Raw genomic sequence first — 16,329 nt, forward strand, 5'->3', positions numbered from 1 at the left:
CTCAAAAGTGAGGCGCTGTAAAAGCGCAACCGATAGTCGCCGTGACTGCGGTAACGGATATGCACACAAAAATAACTAATGGACGGTGTGTGGTCCACGGCACTCCTCAATCCCACCCATCCCCCCATCTTTGCTAGAATCCGCCCCGCGCTGCACACCCTGCGCGTTTTTATTGAATTATTTTCTATCCGGTAGGCCCTTTGCGAGGGTCGCCACCTGGAGATACACATGACACAACAGCCGATGAATCAGCCGATCGTCGTAGCGGCGCTATACAAATTCGTCACCCTCAGTGACTACGTCGAACTGCGCGAGCCGCTGCTGCAGGCGATGGTCGACAACGGCATCAAAGGCACCTTGCTGATCGCCGAAGAAGGCATCAACGGCACCGTTTCCGGCAGCCGTGAAGGCATCGACGGGCTGCTCGCCTGGCTCAAAAACGACCCGCGCATGATCGACATCGATCACAAGGAATCGTACTGCGACGAACAGCCGTTCTACCGCACCAAGGTCAAACTGAAGAAAGAAATCGTCACCCTGGGCGTCGAAGGTGTGGACCCGAACAAGGCCGTTGGCACCTATGTCGATCCCAAAGACTGGAACGCAATCATCAGCGATCCGGAAGTACTGGTGATCGATACCCGTAATGATTACGAAGTGTCCATCGGCACCTTTGAGGGCGCCATCGATCCCAAGACCACAACCTTTCGCGAGTTTCCCGAATACGTCAAAGAACACTTCAACCCCCAAGTGCACAAGAAAGTTGCGATGTTTTGCACTGGAGGCATTCGTTGCGAGAAGGCCTCCAGCTACATGCTTGGCGAAGGCTACGGCGAGGTGTTTCACCTCAAGGGCGGTATTCTCAAGTACCTCGAAGAAGTCCCGCAGGATGAAAGCCTGTGGCGTGGCGAGTGTTTCGTGTTCGACAATCGGGTTACCGTCCGTCATGACCTGACCGAAGGCGACTACGATCAATGTCATGCGTGCCGCACCCCGATCAGCGCAGAAGACCGTGCCAGTGAGCACTACTCGGCCGGTATCAGTTGCCCGTATTGCTGGGACAGCCTGAGCGAGAAGACTCGCCGCAGCGCCATCGACCGGCAGAAGCAGATCGAACTGGCCAAAGCCCGTAACCAGCCACATCCGATTGGTCGCAATTATCGTTTAGAAGACCGCCAGCCAGACGAGGCCTGATCCATGACCACCCGCTTGCTTTATGTGATGGACCCTATGTGCTCCTGGTGCTGGGGGTTTGCTCCTGTGGCGCAAGCGCTGGTTCAACAGGCGCAGGCGAGTGGTGTGACCTTGCATCTGGTGATGGGTGGTTTGCGCACCGGCAGCGGGGCAGCGCTCGACCCCACCACCCGCCGGTACATTCTTGAGCATTGGCAAGCGGTGGAGAAAAGCACCGGGCAGACGTTTCGTTTTGAGGGCGCGTTGCCCGACGGTTTCGTCTATGACACCGAGCCCGCATGCCGGGCTATCGTCGCGGCGCGGCATCTGGAGCCGGAGTTTGCCTGGAAGCTGGTGGGGTTGATCCAGAAGGCGTTCTACGTCGAGGGGCGTGACGTAACCCGTGCTGCGGTGCTGACGGAGCTTGCCGAGCAGGCTGGCTTGCCGCGTATCGAGTTCGCTGCAGCGTTCGACAGCGCCGAGCAACTGGCTGCCACTCAAGCAGACTTCGCTTGGGTACAGGATTTAGGCATTGCTGGTTTCCCGACCTTGCTGGCTGAACGCAATGGCCAGTTGGCGTTATTGACCAATGGCTATCAGCCGCTGGAAGTATTGGCCCCCTTGCTGGGCCGCTGGCTCGAGCGTGCTGCCAGTGCCTGAGCCTCTCAAGAGCACCGCTGATCAGGACGACGCCTGTACCACGTTCAACCGTTTGAGCTGGGCGCAGATCCGTCGTCTGGCTTCACGGCATAAAAAAGCGTTGTGGGTTGCCAATGGCGTGGCAGTGTTGGCCACGCTGTGCACCGTGCCGATTCCGTTGCTGCTGCCATTGCTGGTGGACGAAGTGTTGCTGGGCCACGGCGACAGCGCGTTGAAGTTCATGAATAACTTCCTGCCTGACAGCCTGCAGAAACCTGTCGGTTACATCGCCTTGATGCTGCTATTTACCTTTGGCCTGCGCATTGGAGCGTTGGTGTTCAACGTGGTACAGGCCAAGCTGTTTGCCCGGCTCTCCAAAGATATTGTCTATCGCGTACGGGTTCGTCTGATCGAGCGCCTCAAGCGAATCTCTCTGGGGGAGTACGAAAGCCTGGGAGGCGGTACGGTCACCGCGCACCTGGTGACCGATCTGGATACGCTGGATAAATTCATCGGCGATACCCTGAGTCGGTTTTTGGTTGCGATGCTGACGCTGACCGGTACCGCGTCGATTCTGATGTGGATGCACTGGAAACTGGCCCTGCTGATCCTGTTGTTTAACCCGTTGGTGATCTACGCCACGGTGCAATTGGGCAAGCGGGTCAAGCACCTGAAAAAACAGGAAAACGACAGCACTTCCCGTTTTACTCAAGCGTTGACCGAAACTCTGGATTCTATTCAGGAAGTTCGCGCAGGTAATCGGCAAGGGTATTTCCTGGGCCGACTTGGCGTACGCGCCCGGGAAGTCCGGGATTATGCGACCTCTTCACAGTGGAAAAGCGACGCGTCCAATCGCGCCAGTGGGCTGTTGTTCCAGTTCGGCATCGATGTGTTCCGCGCTGCGGCCATGCTGACGGTGCTGTTTTCCGATCTCTCGATTGGCCATATGTTGGCGGTGTTCAGCTACCTGTGGTTCATGATTGGCCCGGTCGAGCAGTTGCTCAACCTGCAATACGCTTATTACGCGGCGGGTGGGGCACTGACCCGGATCAACGAACTGCTGGCACGTGCTGATGAGCCGCAGTATCCGGGCGGTGTCGATCCGTTCGCGGGGCAAAAAACCGTTGGGATTGAAGTCCGTGGTTTGAGCTTCGGTTATGGCGAGGAGAACATTCTCGATCAGTTGAACCTGACGATTGCCCCGGGTGAAAAAATTGCCATCGTGGGTGCCAGTGGTGGCGGTAAGAGTACGCTGGTGCAATTGTTGTTGGGGCTCTACACGCCCCAATCCGGCACGATCAGCTTCGGTGGTGCGAGCCAGCAGGAGATTGGTCTGGAGACTATTCGCGAGAACGTTGCGGTGGTGCTTCAGCACCCGGCGTTGTTCAACGATACCGTCCGCGCAAATCTGGCCATGGGCCGCGAGCGCAGTGATGACGCGTGCTGGCGAGCGCTCGAAATCGCCCAGCTTGAACAGACCATTCGCGGGTTGCCGCACGGGCTCGACAGTGTTGTGGGGCGTTCGGGTGTGCGCTTGTCGGGGGGGCAGCGTCAGCGGCTGGCCATCGCTCGAATGGTGTTGGCTGATCCGCGGGTCGTCATCCTCGACGAAGCCACCTCGGCACTCGATGCGGCGACCGAGTACAGCCTGCATCAAGCTTTGTCACGATTCCTCAGTGGGCGCACGACGTTGATCATTGCTCACCGCCTATCTGCGGTAAAGCAGGCAGACAGGGTGCTGGTGTTCGACGGCGGGCGTATAGCCGAGCAGGGCGATCACCAGCAATTGATCGCTGAAGGCGGGCTCTACGCAAAACTCTACGGGCACCTGCAGCACATTTAATTTCCATGACCACTTGCCAATAGCGCGTTTAGGGTCTTTCTTAATAGTAAGTTCTCACAGCAGTAACAGCACTCGCTCATCTGATTCACACTCGCTTATCCATCTTTATGTGCACTGCCTCGCGATTCCACAATGCGGGGCGGTAGCGTGTTTCAAATTTGATAATTTGCACGACCGGTTTTATGGATTTGGCCTAGGCTCTGCTCAGGACGAAATAAACGCAGCTTGTTGAGCATCTGGCACCGCTTATGAAAGGGAACCCATGAAGCAAACGCGGATCCTCGAAAAGCCCCGCCTGCTGGGCATCGTATGGCCATTTATCGCCGTTGCGCTGTTTCAGGCCCTGTTGGGCTGCGTCAGCCTTTACATGCTCTCGGCCGTACGCAGTTATGTCGGAGGCGAAAGCCTCTGGTCCAAGGGCCAGAAAGACGCCATCTATTATTTGAACCTCTATGCCAACGGGCACGACGAGATCAATTACCTGCGCTACGAACAGGCCATTTCCATCCCTAAAGGTGGACATACGTTGCGTATCGCGCTGGATAAACCCGTACCGGATATCGATACAGCGACGGAAGGTATTCTGCAGGGCGGTAATCATCCTGATGATGTGGCCGGGATTATCTGGCTGTACGTAAACTTTCGGGAATTTGGCTACATGAAAAAGGCTATCGACCAGTGGCGCCTGGGCGATGAGTACCTGATGCAGCTGGACGATGTCGCGCAGCGGATGCATGAGCAGATTTCATCGGGCGAAGCCACCAATGCCGACATCATTAACTGGCGGGGGCAGATCACAGCAATCAATGAGAGTGTCACGCCGGTAGCGCGTGCATTCAGTGATGCGCTGGGCGAAGGCTCAAGGGGAATCCTGCGGCTGTTGCTGATGATCAATCTGGCGACAGCGGTGGTGTTGATTATTCTCGCCTTGCTCAGAACTCACAAATTGCTGGCTCAGCGCCATGCTTTTGCCGACGCTCTACAAGTGGAGAGAGAGCGCGCTCAGGTGACGCTGGAGTCCATCGGTGACGGGGTGATTACCACCGATGTTGAAGGTGCCATTGTTTACATGAACCCCGCTGCCGAAAATCTGACCCACTGGAAAAACGTCCAGGCCAGCGGGTTGCCGCTCGCTGCGCTGTTCAATCTGCTGGACGAAAATGATCAGAAGGACAGCTCGACGCTCATTGAGCATATTCTGAGTGGCAAGCTCAGTGGTGGCAGTGAACATTCCAAGTTGATCCAGCGTCTGGACGGCAGCACCGTTTCAGTGGCACTTGTAGGTTCTCCGATTTTCACCGATGGCAAAGTCAGCGGCACAGTCCTGGTGCTGCACGACATGACGCAAGAGCGGCAATACATTGCCAATCTGTCCTGGCAGGCGACACATGATGCGCTCACCGGGCTGGCCAATCGGCGAGAATTCGAATATCGCCTGGAGCACGCGCTCAATGATCTGGCACGGCAACCCAGCAACCACTCGGTGATGTATCTGGACCTTGACCAATTCAAACTGGTCAATGACACCAGTGGTCATGCGGCAGGTGATGAGTTGTTGCGTCACATCTGCACGATATTGCAACAGGGCCTGCGGGAAGGCGACACGTTGGCCCGGTTAGGTGGGGATGAGTTCGGGATTTTACTGGAGCATTGTCCTCCAGACACTGCACAAATCATCGCAGAAAACCTGCGTCAGACGGTTCAGAGCCTGAACTTTGTCTGGAAGGGCAGGCCATTTCAAAGCACGGTCAGCGTGGGGCTGGTGCATATTTCGCATGTTCCCACGACGCTTGAGGCATCGCTGCGTGCGGCGGACATGGCGTGTTATATGGCCAAGGAAAAAGGCCGTAATCGAGTGCAGGTCTACCACGCTGATGATTCTGAAGTGTCGTTGCGCTTTGGTGAAATGGCCTGGGTTCAGCGCTTGCACATGGCGCTGGATGAGAACCGGTTTTGTCTGTTTGCCCAGCAGATTGCGGCTATCGGTCATCACGGGGCAAATGACAGCGGGCATATAGAGATTTTGCTGCGCCTGCGCGATGAGACGGGGCGCATGATCCTTCCAGAGAACTTCATCCCGGCCGCCGAGCGCTACGGCCTGATGACGTCGCTGGATCGCTGGGTGGTACGTAACGTCTTCAAAATCATTGCGCAGTGTCAGGATGATGAAGGCTACAGCGGCCCTATGGTGGTCTGTGCGATCAATCTTTCCGGGGCGAGTATTGGCGATGAGGCCTTTCTCGACTACCTGAAGCAGCAATTCAGTATCTTCGGTATCTCTCCGTCGCTGATTTGCTTCGAGATCACCGAAACCATTGCGATTGCCAATCTGGGCAGTGCAATTCACTTCATCAACGAGCTGAAGGCTTTGGGCTGTCAGTTTTCCCTCGATGACTTCTGCGCTGGCATGTCTTCGTTTGCCTATCTCAAACATCTGCCGGTGGATTACCTGAAGATCGATGGCAGTTTCGTCAAGGACATGCTCGATAACCCGATCAACCGTGCGATGGTGGAGGTGATCAATCACATTGGGCATGTCATGGGCAAACGTACGATCGCTGAATTTGTCGAGACACCACAGATCGAAATTGCTTTGCGCGAGATTGGAGTTGACTTCGCTCAGGGGTATCTGATTGAACGTCCTCAACTGTTTACGTGTGAAAGCCTTCACGCTCGTCCTTCAAGGGCAGCCCCACTTTTGTTCAGCACGCCAGGAACATTTCGCTAAGCCATTAACTTACTAAAAAGGAGTTACACAGTGATCGATACTTTCAGCAGGACCGGTCCGCTCATGGAAGCCAGCAGTTATCCGGCATGGGCACAGCAACTGATCAAAGATTGCAGTTTCGCCAAATCCAGAGTCGTCGAGCATGAGCTGTATCAGCGCATGCGGGATGGGCGGTTGAGTCCAAAAATCATGCGCCAGTACTTGATTGGCGGTTGGCCGGTGGTCGAGCAGTTCGCCATTTACATGGCTAATAACCTGGCTAAAACCCGGTTTGCCCGCCATCCCGGTGAAGACATGGCGCGACGCTGGTTGATGCGCAATATACGCGTAGAGCTCAACCATGCTGACTACTGGGTCCATTGGGCGGAGGCACACGGTGTCAGCCTTGATGATCTCAAGGCACAGCACGTGTCACCCGAATTGCATGCGCTCAGCCACTGGTGCTGGCACACCAGTTCGTCTGATTCACTGGTTGTAGGCATGGCGGCCACCAATTACGCCATTGAGGGGGCTACGGGTGAGTGGGCGGCGGTGGTCTGTTCGTCCGACGTGTACGCCGACGGCTTTCCCCAGGAGTCGCGCAAGCGCGCGATGAAGTGGCTGAAGATGCACGCCCAGTATGACGATGCGCATCCATGGGAAGCGCTGGAAATTATCTGCACCCTGGCGGGTAATAACCCCAGCGTGCAGTTGCAGACTGAGCTGCGGCAGGCCGTTACCAAGAGCTACGACTACATGTATCTGTTTCTCGAGCATTGCATGCAGTTGGAAAAAGCCAAATCGGTTCGCACTCGCGTAGCTGAGCTGGAAACCTGATTTTTACCCGGCCATTGCCAGGCGATTGCGTCCTTGCCGTTTGGCGACGTACAGCGCGATATCGGCACGCCGCATGAGACTGTCCGCAGACTCTGCTGGCAACAGCGTTGAGCAGCCAAGACTGATGGTCAGTTCCAGCGAGCTGTCCAGGCCTGGATGCAGCAGGCCGTGAGTCGATCGACGCAAGCGCTCACCCATCAAGCCCGCCGCGTCGCGATCAGTGTTGGAAAGCACAATCAGAAACTCCTCGCCACCGTAGCGAAAAATCCGGTCGATGTTTCTCAACTCGCTTTTGATCGCCTGGGCGACGGATTTGAGTACGTCGTCGCCTGTGGCGTGACCGTAGGTATCGTTGACTCGTTTGAAGTGATCAATGTCGAGCATCAGTATTGACAGCGGGTGTGAGTGGCGCCGGGCAAGCTCGATTTCGCGTGTCAGCGTCTGATCCATCGCAATGCGGTTGCCGGTATCTGTCAGCGGGTCGCGTAACGCACTTTGCATCGCGGCCCGATAGAGCAGCGCGTTGCGCAGCGGGAACAGCATGCACGTCATGAGTGACTCCAACGCCGCGAATTCCTGCTCGTTGAAGCGTTTACTGCGTTCGAAAGTAAACAGTCCTACCGGTTCGCCGTCATTGCTCAGGTTGTAGCTGACACTGTGTGGGGCGTGTTCACCCAACTGCAAGTGCAGGTCACTTTCAGCGTATTGGTAGGTCAACCCATTGAGAGGTATCAGACGTTGAACACCCTGAAAAAACAGGGTCAGGATTCGTTCGGCTTCCAGGCTGGTCTGCAACTGCAGGTTCAGTTGCTGTGTCAGCTGTTCCAGATCGACGGGCGGCTGAACGGTCTCCTGAACCTGTCGCTGGTACATGCCCAGGCGTTTCAATTTAGCAGCGTCAAAATCGATGGCGTTAGACGGGGTAGGAGAAATCATGGCTTCATTCCTCAGCGTGCAGTGCTGGATTAGCTGAGTCAGAGCGAAAGTCGTGCCAGTCCTGAATTTTTAATATAGGTCTTTAAATTCAAGAGCTTGGTGATTCTAGTCGGACGGATTTTGACTCTTGGTGACATAACCTTGACTTGTAGAACTCATTAGTCACCCGCCAGCGACGGTTTTCTGTCGTGGCGGATGGTTAGCAGGTCGGTCACTGAGCGTTAAAGGCCTGGCCGTTGACGTCGCTGCTGTCCGGTCCCATCAGATACAGGTACACCGGCATGATTTCTTCCGGGGTCGGATTGTTCAGCGGGTTCTCTGCGGGGTAAGCCTGCGCACGCATGCTGGTGCGCGTGCCGCCAGGATTGATGCTGTTGGAGCGGACTGGAGCTACGGTATCGAGTTCGTCGGCAAGGGTTTGCATCAGGCCTTCGGTCGCAAATTTCGAGACCCCGTAGGCGCCCCAATAAGCGCGACCTTTGCGTCCAACACTGCTGGAAGTGAATACCACCGAGGCGTCCTGAGACAATTTGAGCAGCGGCAGTAACGCACTGGTCAGCATGAACATCGCATTGACGTTGATGTGCATGACGCGCATGAAATTCTCGCCGGACAACTGCTCCAGTGGCGTGCGGGGACCGATGATCGAGGCATTGTGCAGCAGGCCGTCAAGTCGGCCGAACTCGTTTTCGATCATGGCTGCCAGTTCATCGTATTGATGGGGCTGGGCCGTTTCCAGATTAAAGGGGATAACGGCAGGCTTGGCATGGCCAGCGGCTTCGATTTCGTCGTACACCTGAGTCAGGTTAGCTTCGGTTTTGCCCAGAAGCAGTACAGTCGCGCCATGTGCCGCGTAGGTTTTCGCAGCCGCAGCACCAATGCCGCGTCCTGCGCCGGTGACCAGAATGACCCGGCCAGTGAGCAGGTCGGGGCGAGGGGAGTAATCAAACATGGGTTACCTCTTGAAACCGGGTTGTCGGCCTGCGCAAATCCCTGTGGGAGCCGGGCTCGCCTGCGATAAGGGCGCCGCAGACATGAAGTCAATTGCGTCCAGCTTTATCGCGGGCAATTCCCGGCTCCCACAGGTCCGGGCTTTGCATGCAGTTCTGAAGTGCCTTCAGCAGCTACAAAGCGCGTTATCCAGCACCTTGCGCAGTTCCAGCGGGTGATCCACTACCACGTCTGCGCCCCAATGATCGGGGTTGTCGTTGGGGTGAATGTAACCGTAGCGAACCGCCGCCGTTTTAGTGCCTGCGTCTCGGCCCGATTCGATGTCGCGCAGATCATCCCCTACAAACAGTACGCTTGCCGGATCCAGGTCAAGCATTTTGCAGGCGAGGGTCAATGGTTCAGGGTCGGGTTTGCTCTTGGTGACATGATCAGGACAGATCAATAAGGCCGAGCGTTGCGAGAGCCCGAGCTGATCCATGATCGGCTGCGCAAAACGTACCGGTTTATTGGTGACGACGCCCCAGATCAGGTTGGCCTTTTCAATATCAGCCAACAGTTCTGCCATGCCGTCGAACAGTTTGCTGTGTACGGCGCAGTCGCGCTGATAGCGCTCCAGAAACTCCAGGCGCAACGCCTCGAACCCTTCAGCCTCAGGCGACATAGCGAACGTTGCAGCGACCATCGCTTTGGCTCCGCCGGAAATCTCGTCCCGGATCAGCTTGTCTTCAACCGCCGGGAAACCGCGCTCTGCCAGCATCGCCTGGCAAATGGCGATGAAATCCGGGGCGGTGTCGAGCAGGGTGCCGTCCATGTCGAATAGAACTGCTCTCAAACGCATGGTTACGCCTCCCGAAGCGTCTGGATCATGTAGTTGACGTCTACGTCCGAAGCCAGCTTGTAGTGCTTGGTCAGCGGATTGTAGGTCAGCCCGATGATGTCTTTGACTTGCAGGCCTGCGGCGCGGCTCCAGGCGCCTAGCTCGGACGGGCGGATGAATTTCTTGAAGTCGTGGGTGCCGCGCGGCAGCAGGCCCATGATGTATTCGGCGCCGACGATGGCGAACAGATACGCCTTCGGATTGCGGTTGATGGTCGAGAAGAACACCTGGCCGCCGGGTTTGACCATGCGGTAGCAGGCGCGAATCACCGACGACGGATCTGGCACGTGCTCAAGCATTTCCAAGCACGTTACGACATCGAACTGCTCGGGCATCTCTTCGGCCAGGTCTTCAGCCGTGATCTGGCGGTATTCGACCTGAACGCCGGACTCCAGCTGATGCAGTTGGGCGACAGCGAGTGGCGCCTCGCCCATATCAATACCGGTGACTGTCGCGCCGCGCAGTGCCATGGCTTCACTGAGAATCCCGCCGCCACAGCCGACGTCCAGAACCTTCTTGCCCGCCAGATTGACACGCTCGTCGATCCAGTTGACCCGCAACGGGTTGATATCGTGCAGCGGCTTGAACTCGCTGTTACGGTCCCACCAGCGATGGGCCAGTGCCTCGAATTTGGCGATTTCTGCGTGATCGACGTTGCTCATGGAATGTCCTCTTGAACTCAAAATACGTGCAGCGGGCTGGCGATTGAAAACGCCAGCCCGGTCTTATTCGGTGTGCCCGGAAATACGCTTGCCCCAGGCTTTGGCGGTGTCGCAGAGCGCCTGCTCATCCATACGTGTCAGGCGGCGATCATCGAGCAGTTGCTTGCCAGCGACCCATACATGGCTGACACAGTCGCGGCCGGTGGCATATATAAGCTGTGAAACCGGATCATAAATCGGTTGGCGGGCCAGACCGGACAGGTCAAAGGCGACGATATCCGCAGCCTTGCCGATTTCCAGAGAGCCCACTTCGTTCTGGATGCCCAGTGCCCGTGCGCCATTCAGGGTTGCCATACGCAATGCGCGGTGGGCGTCCAGTGCGGCAGCCGAGCCTGCAACAGCTTTGGCCAGCAGTGCGGCGGTTCGGGTTTCTCCGAGCAGGTCCAGATCGTTGTTACTGGCTGCACCGTCGGTGCCTATCGCAACATTGACGCCCGCCTGCCACAGTCGTTCGACCGGGCAAAAGCCGCTGGCCAGTTTCAGGTTCGATTCAGGGCAATGGATGATGCTGGAGTTGCTTTCTACCAGCAACGCCAGGTCGTCATCGCTGATTTGCGTCATGTGTACCGCTTGAAAGCGCGGACCGAGCATGCCCAGGCGGTTCAGGCGTGCCAGAGGGCGCTCGCCTGTCTGGGCTACAGCTTGCTCGACTTCAAAGGCAGTCTCGTGAACGTGCATCTGGATCATGGCGTCCAGTTCGTCGGCGATGACCCGGATCCTCTCCAGATTTTCGTCGCCAACGGTGTAGGGGGCATGAGGGCCGAACGCGATCTTGATGCGTGGATGGTGAGCCAGATCATTGAACAGCTGCACGCCAATGTGCAGCGCTTCGTCGGTATTGCGTGCGCCGGGAATCTGGAAATCGAGGACCGGCACCGTAATTTGCGCACGGATCCCGCTGTTGTGAACGCGGTCAGCCGCCACCGAGGGGTAAAAGTACATATCTGAAAAACAGGTGATGCCGCCTTTCAATTGCTCGGCGATCGCAAGATCAGTGCCGTCGCGTATGAACTCCTCGTCGACCCATTGGCTTTCGGCGGGCCAGATATGGTCCTGCAGCCAGGTCATCAGCGGCAAATCGTCGGCCAGACCTCGGAACAAGGTCATCGCCGCGTGGCCGTGAGCATTGATCAGTCCTGGGCTGAGCAGCATCTCGGGCAGTTCCAGGGTTTGCAGCGCCGGCTGTTTCAGAGCTTCGGCGCGAGGGCCGATGTAAGCGATGCAACCGTCGCGGATGCCCAGCCCATGATCCTTGAGTACCACGCCAGCAGGTTCGACCGGCACCAGCCAGGCGGGCAGGAGCAAGAGGTCGAGCGGGGCAGCGGCGTTAGGCATGACTGGGCTTCCGGGGCTTATTATGGGGACGGAGCAGTATACCCGAGCGTCTTCGTCGACGGCTCGCTATAATCGGCCGCTTTTGATGTCCGGCTTGGGTTTTTTGAGTATGGGGTGTGCTATGCGCGATCGATTGTTGGCTGCTGAAAAGGTGAAAGCCATCGATTGGCGGGATGACGCTCTGTATCTGCTGGATCAGCGCATCTTGCCGTTCGAAGAAACATGGCTCGCTTACGACAGCGCGGCCGGGGTTGCCGAGGCAATTCGTTCAATGGTTGTACGGGGTGCTCCGGCGATCGGTATCAGCGCCGCTTACGGTGTGGTGCTGGGGGCTCGTGCCCGGATCGCCGCGGGAGGTGACTGGGTCGCCGCTCTGGAGGAGGATTTCCGGCTGCTGGCAGATTCGCGCCCGACGGCCGTCAACCTGTTCTGGGCGTTGAACCGTATGCGCGATCGGCTGCAGCGCCTCAAAGAGGGAGAAAATCCTCTGGTAACGCTGGAGGCCGAAGCTGTCTCGATCCACCTCAGTGACCGTGAAGCCAATCTGACCATGGCTCAACTGGGCGCGGACATGATTCGCAAACATCAGGGCAACCTGCAGGCGGTGCTGACCCACTGCAATACCGGTGCGTTGGCCACTGGCGGGTTCGGCACCGCGCTGGGCGTGATTCGCGCCGCGCATCTGGAGGGCATGATCGAGCGTGTCTACGCCGACGAGACCCGGCCCTGGTTGCAAGGCTCCCGTTTGACTGCCTGGGAGCTGGCTAACGAAGGTATCCCGGTGACCCTTAATGCCGATTCGGCAGCCGCTCACTTGATGCGCACCAAAGGTATTACCTGGGTGATCGTAGGTGCCGACCGGATTACCGCTAATGGCGATGTGGCCAACAAGATCGGGACTTACCAATTGGCCGTTGCTGCAATGCATCACGGCGTGCGTTTCATGGTTGTGGCGCCGAGTTCGACGATCGACATGGACATGGCCAGCGGTGAGGACATCGTCATTGAGGAGCGTGACGGTCGTGAGTTGCTTGAGGTCGGCGGTCAGCGAGTCGGTGCCGATGTCGATGCATTCAACCCGGTATTCGACGTGACGCCTGCTGACCTGATCGACGTAATCGTCACTGAAAAGGGGATTGTCGAGCGTCCGGACACTGCAAAAATGGCTCAATTGATGTGCCGCAAACGTCTGCATTGATCGCTTGGGCAGCCGGTGAAAGTTTTCGCCGCAAGGGCGCTGAACGGGCCTGTAAGCGTTTCTCAGCAATCTTGCGACGGATAAGCTCGTTTTCAGGGCTTTCAAAGGATAGGTGCTTAGCGGCGATTGTGGTAACATCCGGCGGTTTCCAGGGACGCTTGCGGTAGTCGTCCCTACTGCGCAGATCCAGGGCATAACTCGTTGATTTGTCGTAAGTCGTTGCCAGGCAAACGTGCCGGTAGCGGCGAGCTTCGTTCCTCCCGAATGGATGTACGAAGTTTCACCAGAAAAAGGAATCGAGCTTCTCATGGGCGAACTGGCCAAAGAAATCCTCCCGGTCAATATCGAAGACGAGCTGAAGCAGTCCTACCTCGACTACGCAATGAGCGTAATCGTCGGGCGGGCACTGCCCGATGCACGCGATGGCTTGAAGCCCGTGCACCGGCGTGTGCTGTTCGCGATGAGCGAACTGGGTAACGACTGGAACAAGCCGTACAAGAAATCCGCCCGTGTGGTCGGTGACGTTATCGGTAAGTATCACCCGCACGGCGACACTGCCGTATACGACACGATCGTTCGTATGGCGCAGCCATTCTCGCTGCGCTATTTGCTGGTAGATGGTCAGGGTAACTTCGGTTCGGTCGACGGCGACAACGCTGCGGCCATGCGATACACCGAAGTACGTATGACCAAGCTGGCTCACGAGCTGCTGGCTGACCTGCATAAAGAAACCGTGGACTGGGTGCCGAACTACGACGGCACGGAAATGATCCCGGCCGTTATGCCGACCCGTATTCCCAACCTGTTGGTCAACGGCTCCAGCGGTATCGCCGTGGGCATGGCGACCAACATCCCGCCGCACAACCTGGGTGAAGTCATCGACGGCTGTCTGGCGCTGATCGACAACCCGGAAATCTCCATCGATGAACTGATGCAGTTCATCCCGGGCCCGGACTTTCCGACTGCCGCGATCATCAATGGTCGTGCCGGTATCGTCGAAGCCTATCGCACCGGTCGTGGCCGCATCTACATGCGTGCCCGTTCGATGGTTGAAGACATCGACAAGGTCGGTGGTCGTCAGCAGATCGTTATTACCGAGCTGCCGTATCAGTTGAACAAGGCCCGTCTGATCGAAAAGATCGCCGAGCTGGTTAAAGAGAAGAAGCTCGAAGGTATTACAGAGCTGCGCGACGAGTCCGACAAAGACGGTATGCGCGTCGTGATCGAGCTGCGTCGTGGTGAAGTGCCTGAGGTCATCCTCAACAATCTTTATGCCCAGACCCAGCTGCAAAGCGTTTTCGGTATCAACATCGTTGCGCTGATCGATGGCCGTCCGCGAATCCTCAATCTCAAGGATCTGCTGGAAGCCTTTGTTCGTCACCGTCGTGAAGTGGTCACCCGTCGTACCGTATTTGAACTGCGTAAAGCCCGCGAGCGTGGTCATTTGCTCGAAGGTCAAGCGGTAGCCCTGTCGAACATCGATCCGGTTATCGCCCTTATCAAAGCCTCGCCGACACCTGCAGAAGCCAAAATCGGGTTGATTTCGACCCCTTGGGAGTCCAGCGCAGTCGTGGAAATGGTCGAGCGCGCTGGTGCGGATTCATGCCGTCCGGAAAATCTTGATCCACAGTACGGGCTGCGTGACGGCAAGTATTTCCTGTCGCCGGAACAGGCCCAGGCCATTCTCGAATTGCGTCTGCACCGCCTGACTGGTCTTGAGCATGAAAAACTGCTCACCGAGTATCAGGAAATCCTCAGCCAGATCGGCGAACTGTTGCGCATCCTCAACAGCGCCGTGCGTCTGATGGAAGTGATCCGCGAAGAGCTGGAACTGATCCGCGTCGAGTACGGCGATGTTCGTCGCACTGAGATTCTTGATGCGCGTCTGGACCTGACACTGGGCGACATGATTCCTGAAGAGGAGCGCGTCGTTACGATTTCCCACGGCGGCTATGCCAAGACTCAGCCTCTGGCGGTCTATCAGGCGCAGCGTCGTGGCGGTAAAGGCAAATCGGCTACCGGCATCAAGGATGAGGACTACATTGCTCACCTGCTGGTTGCCAACAGCCACACCACGCTGCTGATGTTCTCCAGCAAAGGTAAGGTGTACTGGCTCAAGACCTACGAGATCCCGGAAGCGTCCCGCGCTGCCCGTGGCCGTCCGTTGGTCAACCTGTTGCCATTGAGCGACGGCGAGTACATCACGACCATGCTGCCGGTCGACCTGGAAGCCATGCGCAAGCGGGCTGACGAGGAGGAAGAGGCTGGCATCGAAGGTGAGATCGACGACGCAGAGAACAGCAACGAGACCGAAGAAGAGCGTAAAGCACGCATCAAGGCTGCAGACAAGAAGAAGGCTCCATTCATCTTCATGTCCACCGCCAACGGTACCGTGAAGAAAACCCCGCTGGTGGCCTTCAGCCGTCAGCGTAGCGTGGGCCTGATCGCACTTGAGCTGGACGAAGGCGACATCCTGATTTCCGCAGCCATCACCGATGGCGAGCAGGAAATCATGCTGTTCTCTGATGGCGGCAAGGTAACGCGCTTCAAGGAATCTGACGTTCGCGCCATGGGTCGTACTGCTCGCGGTGTTCGCGGCATGCGTCTGCCTGAAGGGCAGAAGCTGATTTCGATGTTGATCCCGGAAGAAGGCAGCCAGATCCTGACTGCTTCCGAGCGTGGTTACGGTAAGCGTACGGCGATCACCGAGTTCCCTGAGTACAAGCGTGGCGGTCAGGGCGTTATTGCCATGGTCAGCAACGAGCGTAACGGTCGACTGGTCGGCGCGGTACAGGTACTCGACGGCGAAGAAATCATGCTGATCTCCGATCAGGGCACTCTGGTTCGTACCCGTGTCGATGAGGTTTCCAGTCTGGGTCGTAACACTCAGGGCGTCACGCTGATCAAGTTGGCCAGCGACGAGAAACTGGTCGGCCTGGAGCGTGTGCAAGAGCCATCGGAAATCGAAGGTGAAGAGCTGGTAGTCGGTGAAGACGGTGAAATCATTGAAGGCGAAGCGTTGAGCATTGCTGACGAAGACGTTTCCGCCGACGAGCTGCAAGCAGACGCCGCCCCGGACGAAGAAGAACCGCAGGAGTAACGCACAGCCTG

The 16,329-nt window shown here is 57.2% G+C and carries 12 protein-coding genes; 7 read left to right on the forward strand and 5 right to left on the reverse strand.

Annotated features, from left to right (window positions below; translation table 11 throughout):
* Positions 1-243 precede the first annotated feature (243 nt).
* The 5 genes from trhO (at position 244) to AUC61_RS12585 (ending at position 7,199) form a co-directional block, all read left to right on the forward strand.
* A complete protein-coding gene (trhO, locus tag AUC61_RS12565; protein WP_479692267.1) occupies positions 244-1,194 on the forward strand; it encodes an oxygen-dependent tRNA uridine(34) hydroxylase TrhO in 951 nt (316 codons plus the stop codon).
* 36 nt (positions 1,195-1,230) lie between these two features.
* Positions 1,231-1,833 (forward strand): DsbA family protein, encoded by a 603-nt coding sequence (locus AUC61_RS12570; RefSeq protein WP_243246820.1) that lies wholly within the window; start codon positions 1,231-1,233, stop codon positions 1,831-1,833.
* Positions 1,763-3,655, forward strand: coding sequence for an ABC transporter ATP-binding protein (locus AUC61_RS12575; protein WP_243246543.1), 1,893 nt, complete (start codon positions 1,763-1,765; stop codon positions 3,653-3,655). The genes AUC61_RS12570 and AUC61_RS12575 overlap by 71 nt, the downstream gene beginning before the upstream one ends.
* A gap of 262 nt (positions 3,656-3,917) precedes the next feature.
* A complete protein-coding gene (locus tag AUC61_RS12580) occupies positions 3,918-6,383 on the forward strand; it encodes an EAL domain-containing protein (protein WP_243246544.1) in 2,466 nt (821 codons plus the stop codon).
* Positions 6,384-6,446: 63 nt separating this feature from the next.
* Complete coding sequence (locus AUC61_RS12585) at positions 6,447-7,199, forward strand: iron-containing redox enzyme family protein (RefSeq protein WP_279291022.1); 753 nt, start codon at positions 6,447-6,449, stop codon at positions 7,197-7,199.
* A gap of 3 nt (positions 7,200-7,202) precedes the next feature.
* On the opposite strand, the gene AUC61_RS12590 is transcribed toward AUC61_RS12585, so the two are convergent.
* From AUC61_RS12590 to AUC61_RS12610, 5 genes are all read right to left on the reverse strand, one after another.
* The gene (locus tag AUC61_RS12590) at positions 7,203-8,135 is read right to left on the reverse strand and encodes a GGDEF domain-containing protein (RefSeq protein ID WP_243246546.1); all 933 of its coding nucleotides are present in this window, start codon (positions 8,133-8,135) and stop codon (positions 7,203-7,205) included.
* Between the two features lie 211 nt (positions 8,136-8,346).
* Entirely contained in the window at positions 8,347-9,087 is a 741-nt protein-coding gene (locus AUC61_RS12595; RefSeq protein WP_243246547.1) for a YciK family oxidoreductase, read from the reverse strand.
* Positions 9,088-9,252: 165 nt separating this feature from the next.
* On the reverse strand, positions 9,253-9,924 hold the full coding sequence (mupP, locus tag AUC61_RS12600) for an N-acetylmuramic acid 6-phosphate phosphatase MupP (protein WP_243246548.1): 672 nt from the start codon (positions 9,922-9,924) through the stop codon (positions 9,253-9,255).
* A gap of 2 nt (positions 9,925-9,926) precedes the next feature.
* Positions 9,927-10,625, reverse strand: a complete 699-nt coding sequence (gene ubiG / locus AUC61_RS12605; protein WP_122665838.1) for a bifunctional 2-polyprenyl-6-hydroxyphenol methylase/3-demethylubiquinol 3-O-methyltransferase UbiG — start codon at positions 10,623-10,625, stop codon at positions 9,927-9,929.
* Between the two features lie 63 nt (positions 10,626-10,688).
* Entirely contained in the window at positions 10,689-12,020 is a 1,332-nt protein-coding gene (locus tag AUC61_RS12610; protein ID WP_243246549.1) for a TRZ/ATZ family hydrolase, read from the reverse strand.
* Between the two features lie 121 nt (positions 12,021-12,141).
* Here AUC61_RS12610 and mtnA point away from each other — a divergent pair, with 121 nt between their 5' ends.
* Positions 12,142-13,218 carry an S-methyl-5-thioribose-1-phosphate isomerase gene (gene mtnA / locus AUC61_RS12615; protein WP_243246550.1) on the forward strand — a complete coding sequence of 359 codons (1,077 nt, stop codon included), beginning with the start codon at positions 12,142-12,144 and terminating at the stop codon, positions 13,216-13,218.
* 307 nt (positions 13,219-13,525) lie between these two features.
* Positions 13,526-16,318, forward strand: coding sequence for a DNA gyrase subunit A (gyrA, locus tag AUC61_RS12620; protein WP_243246551.1), 2,793 nt, complete (start codon positions 13,526-13,528; stop codon positions 16,316-16,318).
* The last annotated feature ends 11 nt before the right edge of the window (positions 16,319-16,329 follow it).

Source organism: Pseudomonas maioricensis, from assembly GCF_022790535.1.
Lineage (GTDB): Bacteria > Pseudomonadota > Gammaproteobacteria > Pseudomonadales > Pseudomonadaceae > Aquipseudomonas > Aquipseudomonas maioricensis.

Excerpts from the sequence above, each read along its gene's own strand:
- mupP (WP_243246548.1), bottom strand. The coding sequence starts at position 9,924 with ATGCGTTTGAGAGCAGTTCTATTCGACATGGACGGCACCCTGCTCGAC.
- AUC61_RS12575 (WP_243246543.1), top strand. The coding sequence starts at position 1,763 with ATGGCTATCAGCCGCTGGAAGTATTGGCCCCCTTGCTGGGCCGCTGGC.
- gyrA (WP_243246551.1), top strand. The coding sequence starts at position 13,526 with ATGGGCGAACTGGCCAAAGAAATCCTCCCGGTCAATATCGAAGACGAG.
- AUC61_RS12570 (WP_243246820.1), top strand. The coding sequence starts at position 1,231 with ATGTGCTCCTGGTGCTGGGGGTTTGCTCCTGTGGCGCAAGCGCTGGTT.
- AUC61_RS12595 (WP_243246547.1), bottom strand. The coding sequence starts at position 9,087 with ATGTTTGATTACTCCCCTCGCCCCGACCTGCTCACTGGCCGGGTCATT.
- AUC61_RS12610 (WP_243246549.1), bottom strand. The coding sequence starts at position 12,020 with ATGCCTAACGCCGCTGCCCCGCTCGACCTCTTGCTCCTGCCCGCCTGG.
- mtnA (WP_243246550.1), top strand. The coding sequence starts at position 12,142 with ATGCGCGATCGATTGTTGGCTGCTGAAAAGGTGAAAGCCATCGATTGG.
- AUC61_RS12580 (WP_243246544.1), top strand. The coding sequence starts at position 3,918 with ATGAAGCAAACGCGGATCCTCGAAAAGCCCCGCCTGCTGGGCATCGTA.
- ubiG (WP_122665838.1), bottom strand. The coding sequence starts at position 10,625 with ATGAGCAACGTCGATCACGCAGAAATCGCCAAATTCGAGGCACTGGCC.
- AUC61_RS12590 (WP_243246546.1), bottom strand. The coding sequence starts at position 8,135 with ATGATTTCTCCTACCCCGTCTAACGCCATCGATTTTGACGCTGCTAAA.
- AUC61_RS12585 (WP_279291022.1), top strand. The coding sequence starts at position 6,447 with ATGGAAGCCAGCAGTTATCCGGCATGGGCACAGCAACTGATCAAAGAT.
- trhO (WP_479692267.1), top strand. The coding sequence starts at position 244 with ATGAATCAGCCGATCGTCGTAGCGGCGCTATACAAATTCGTCACCCTC.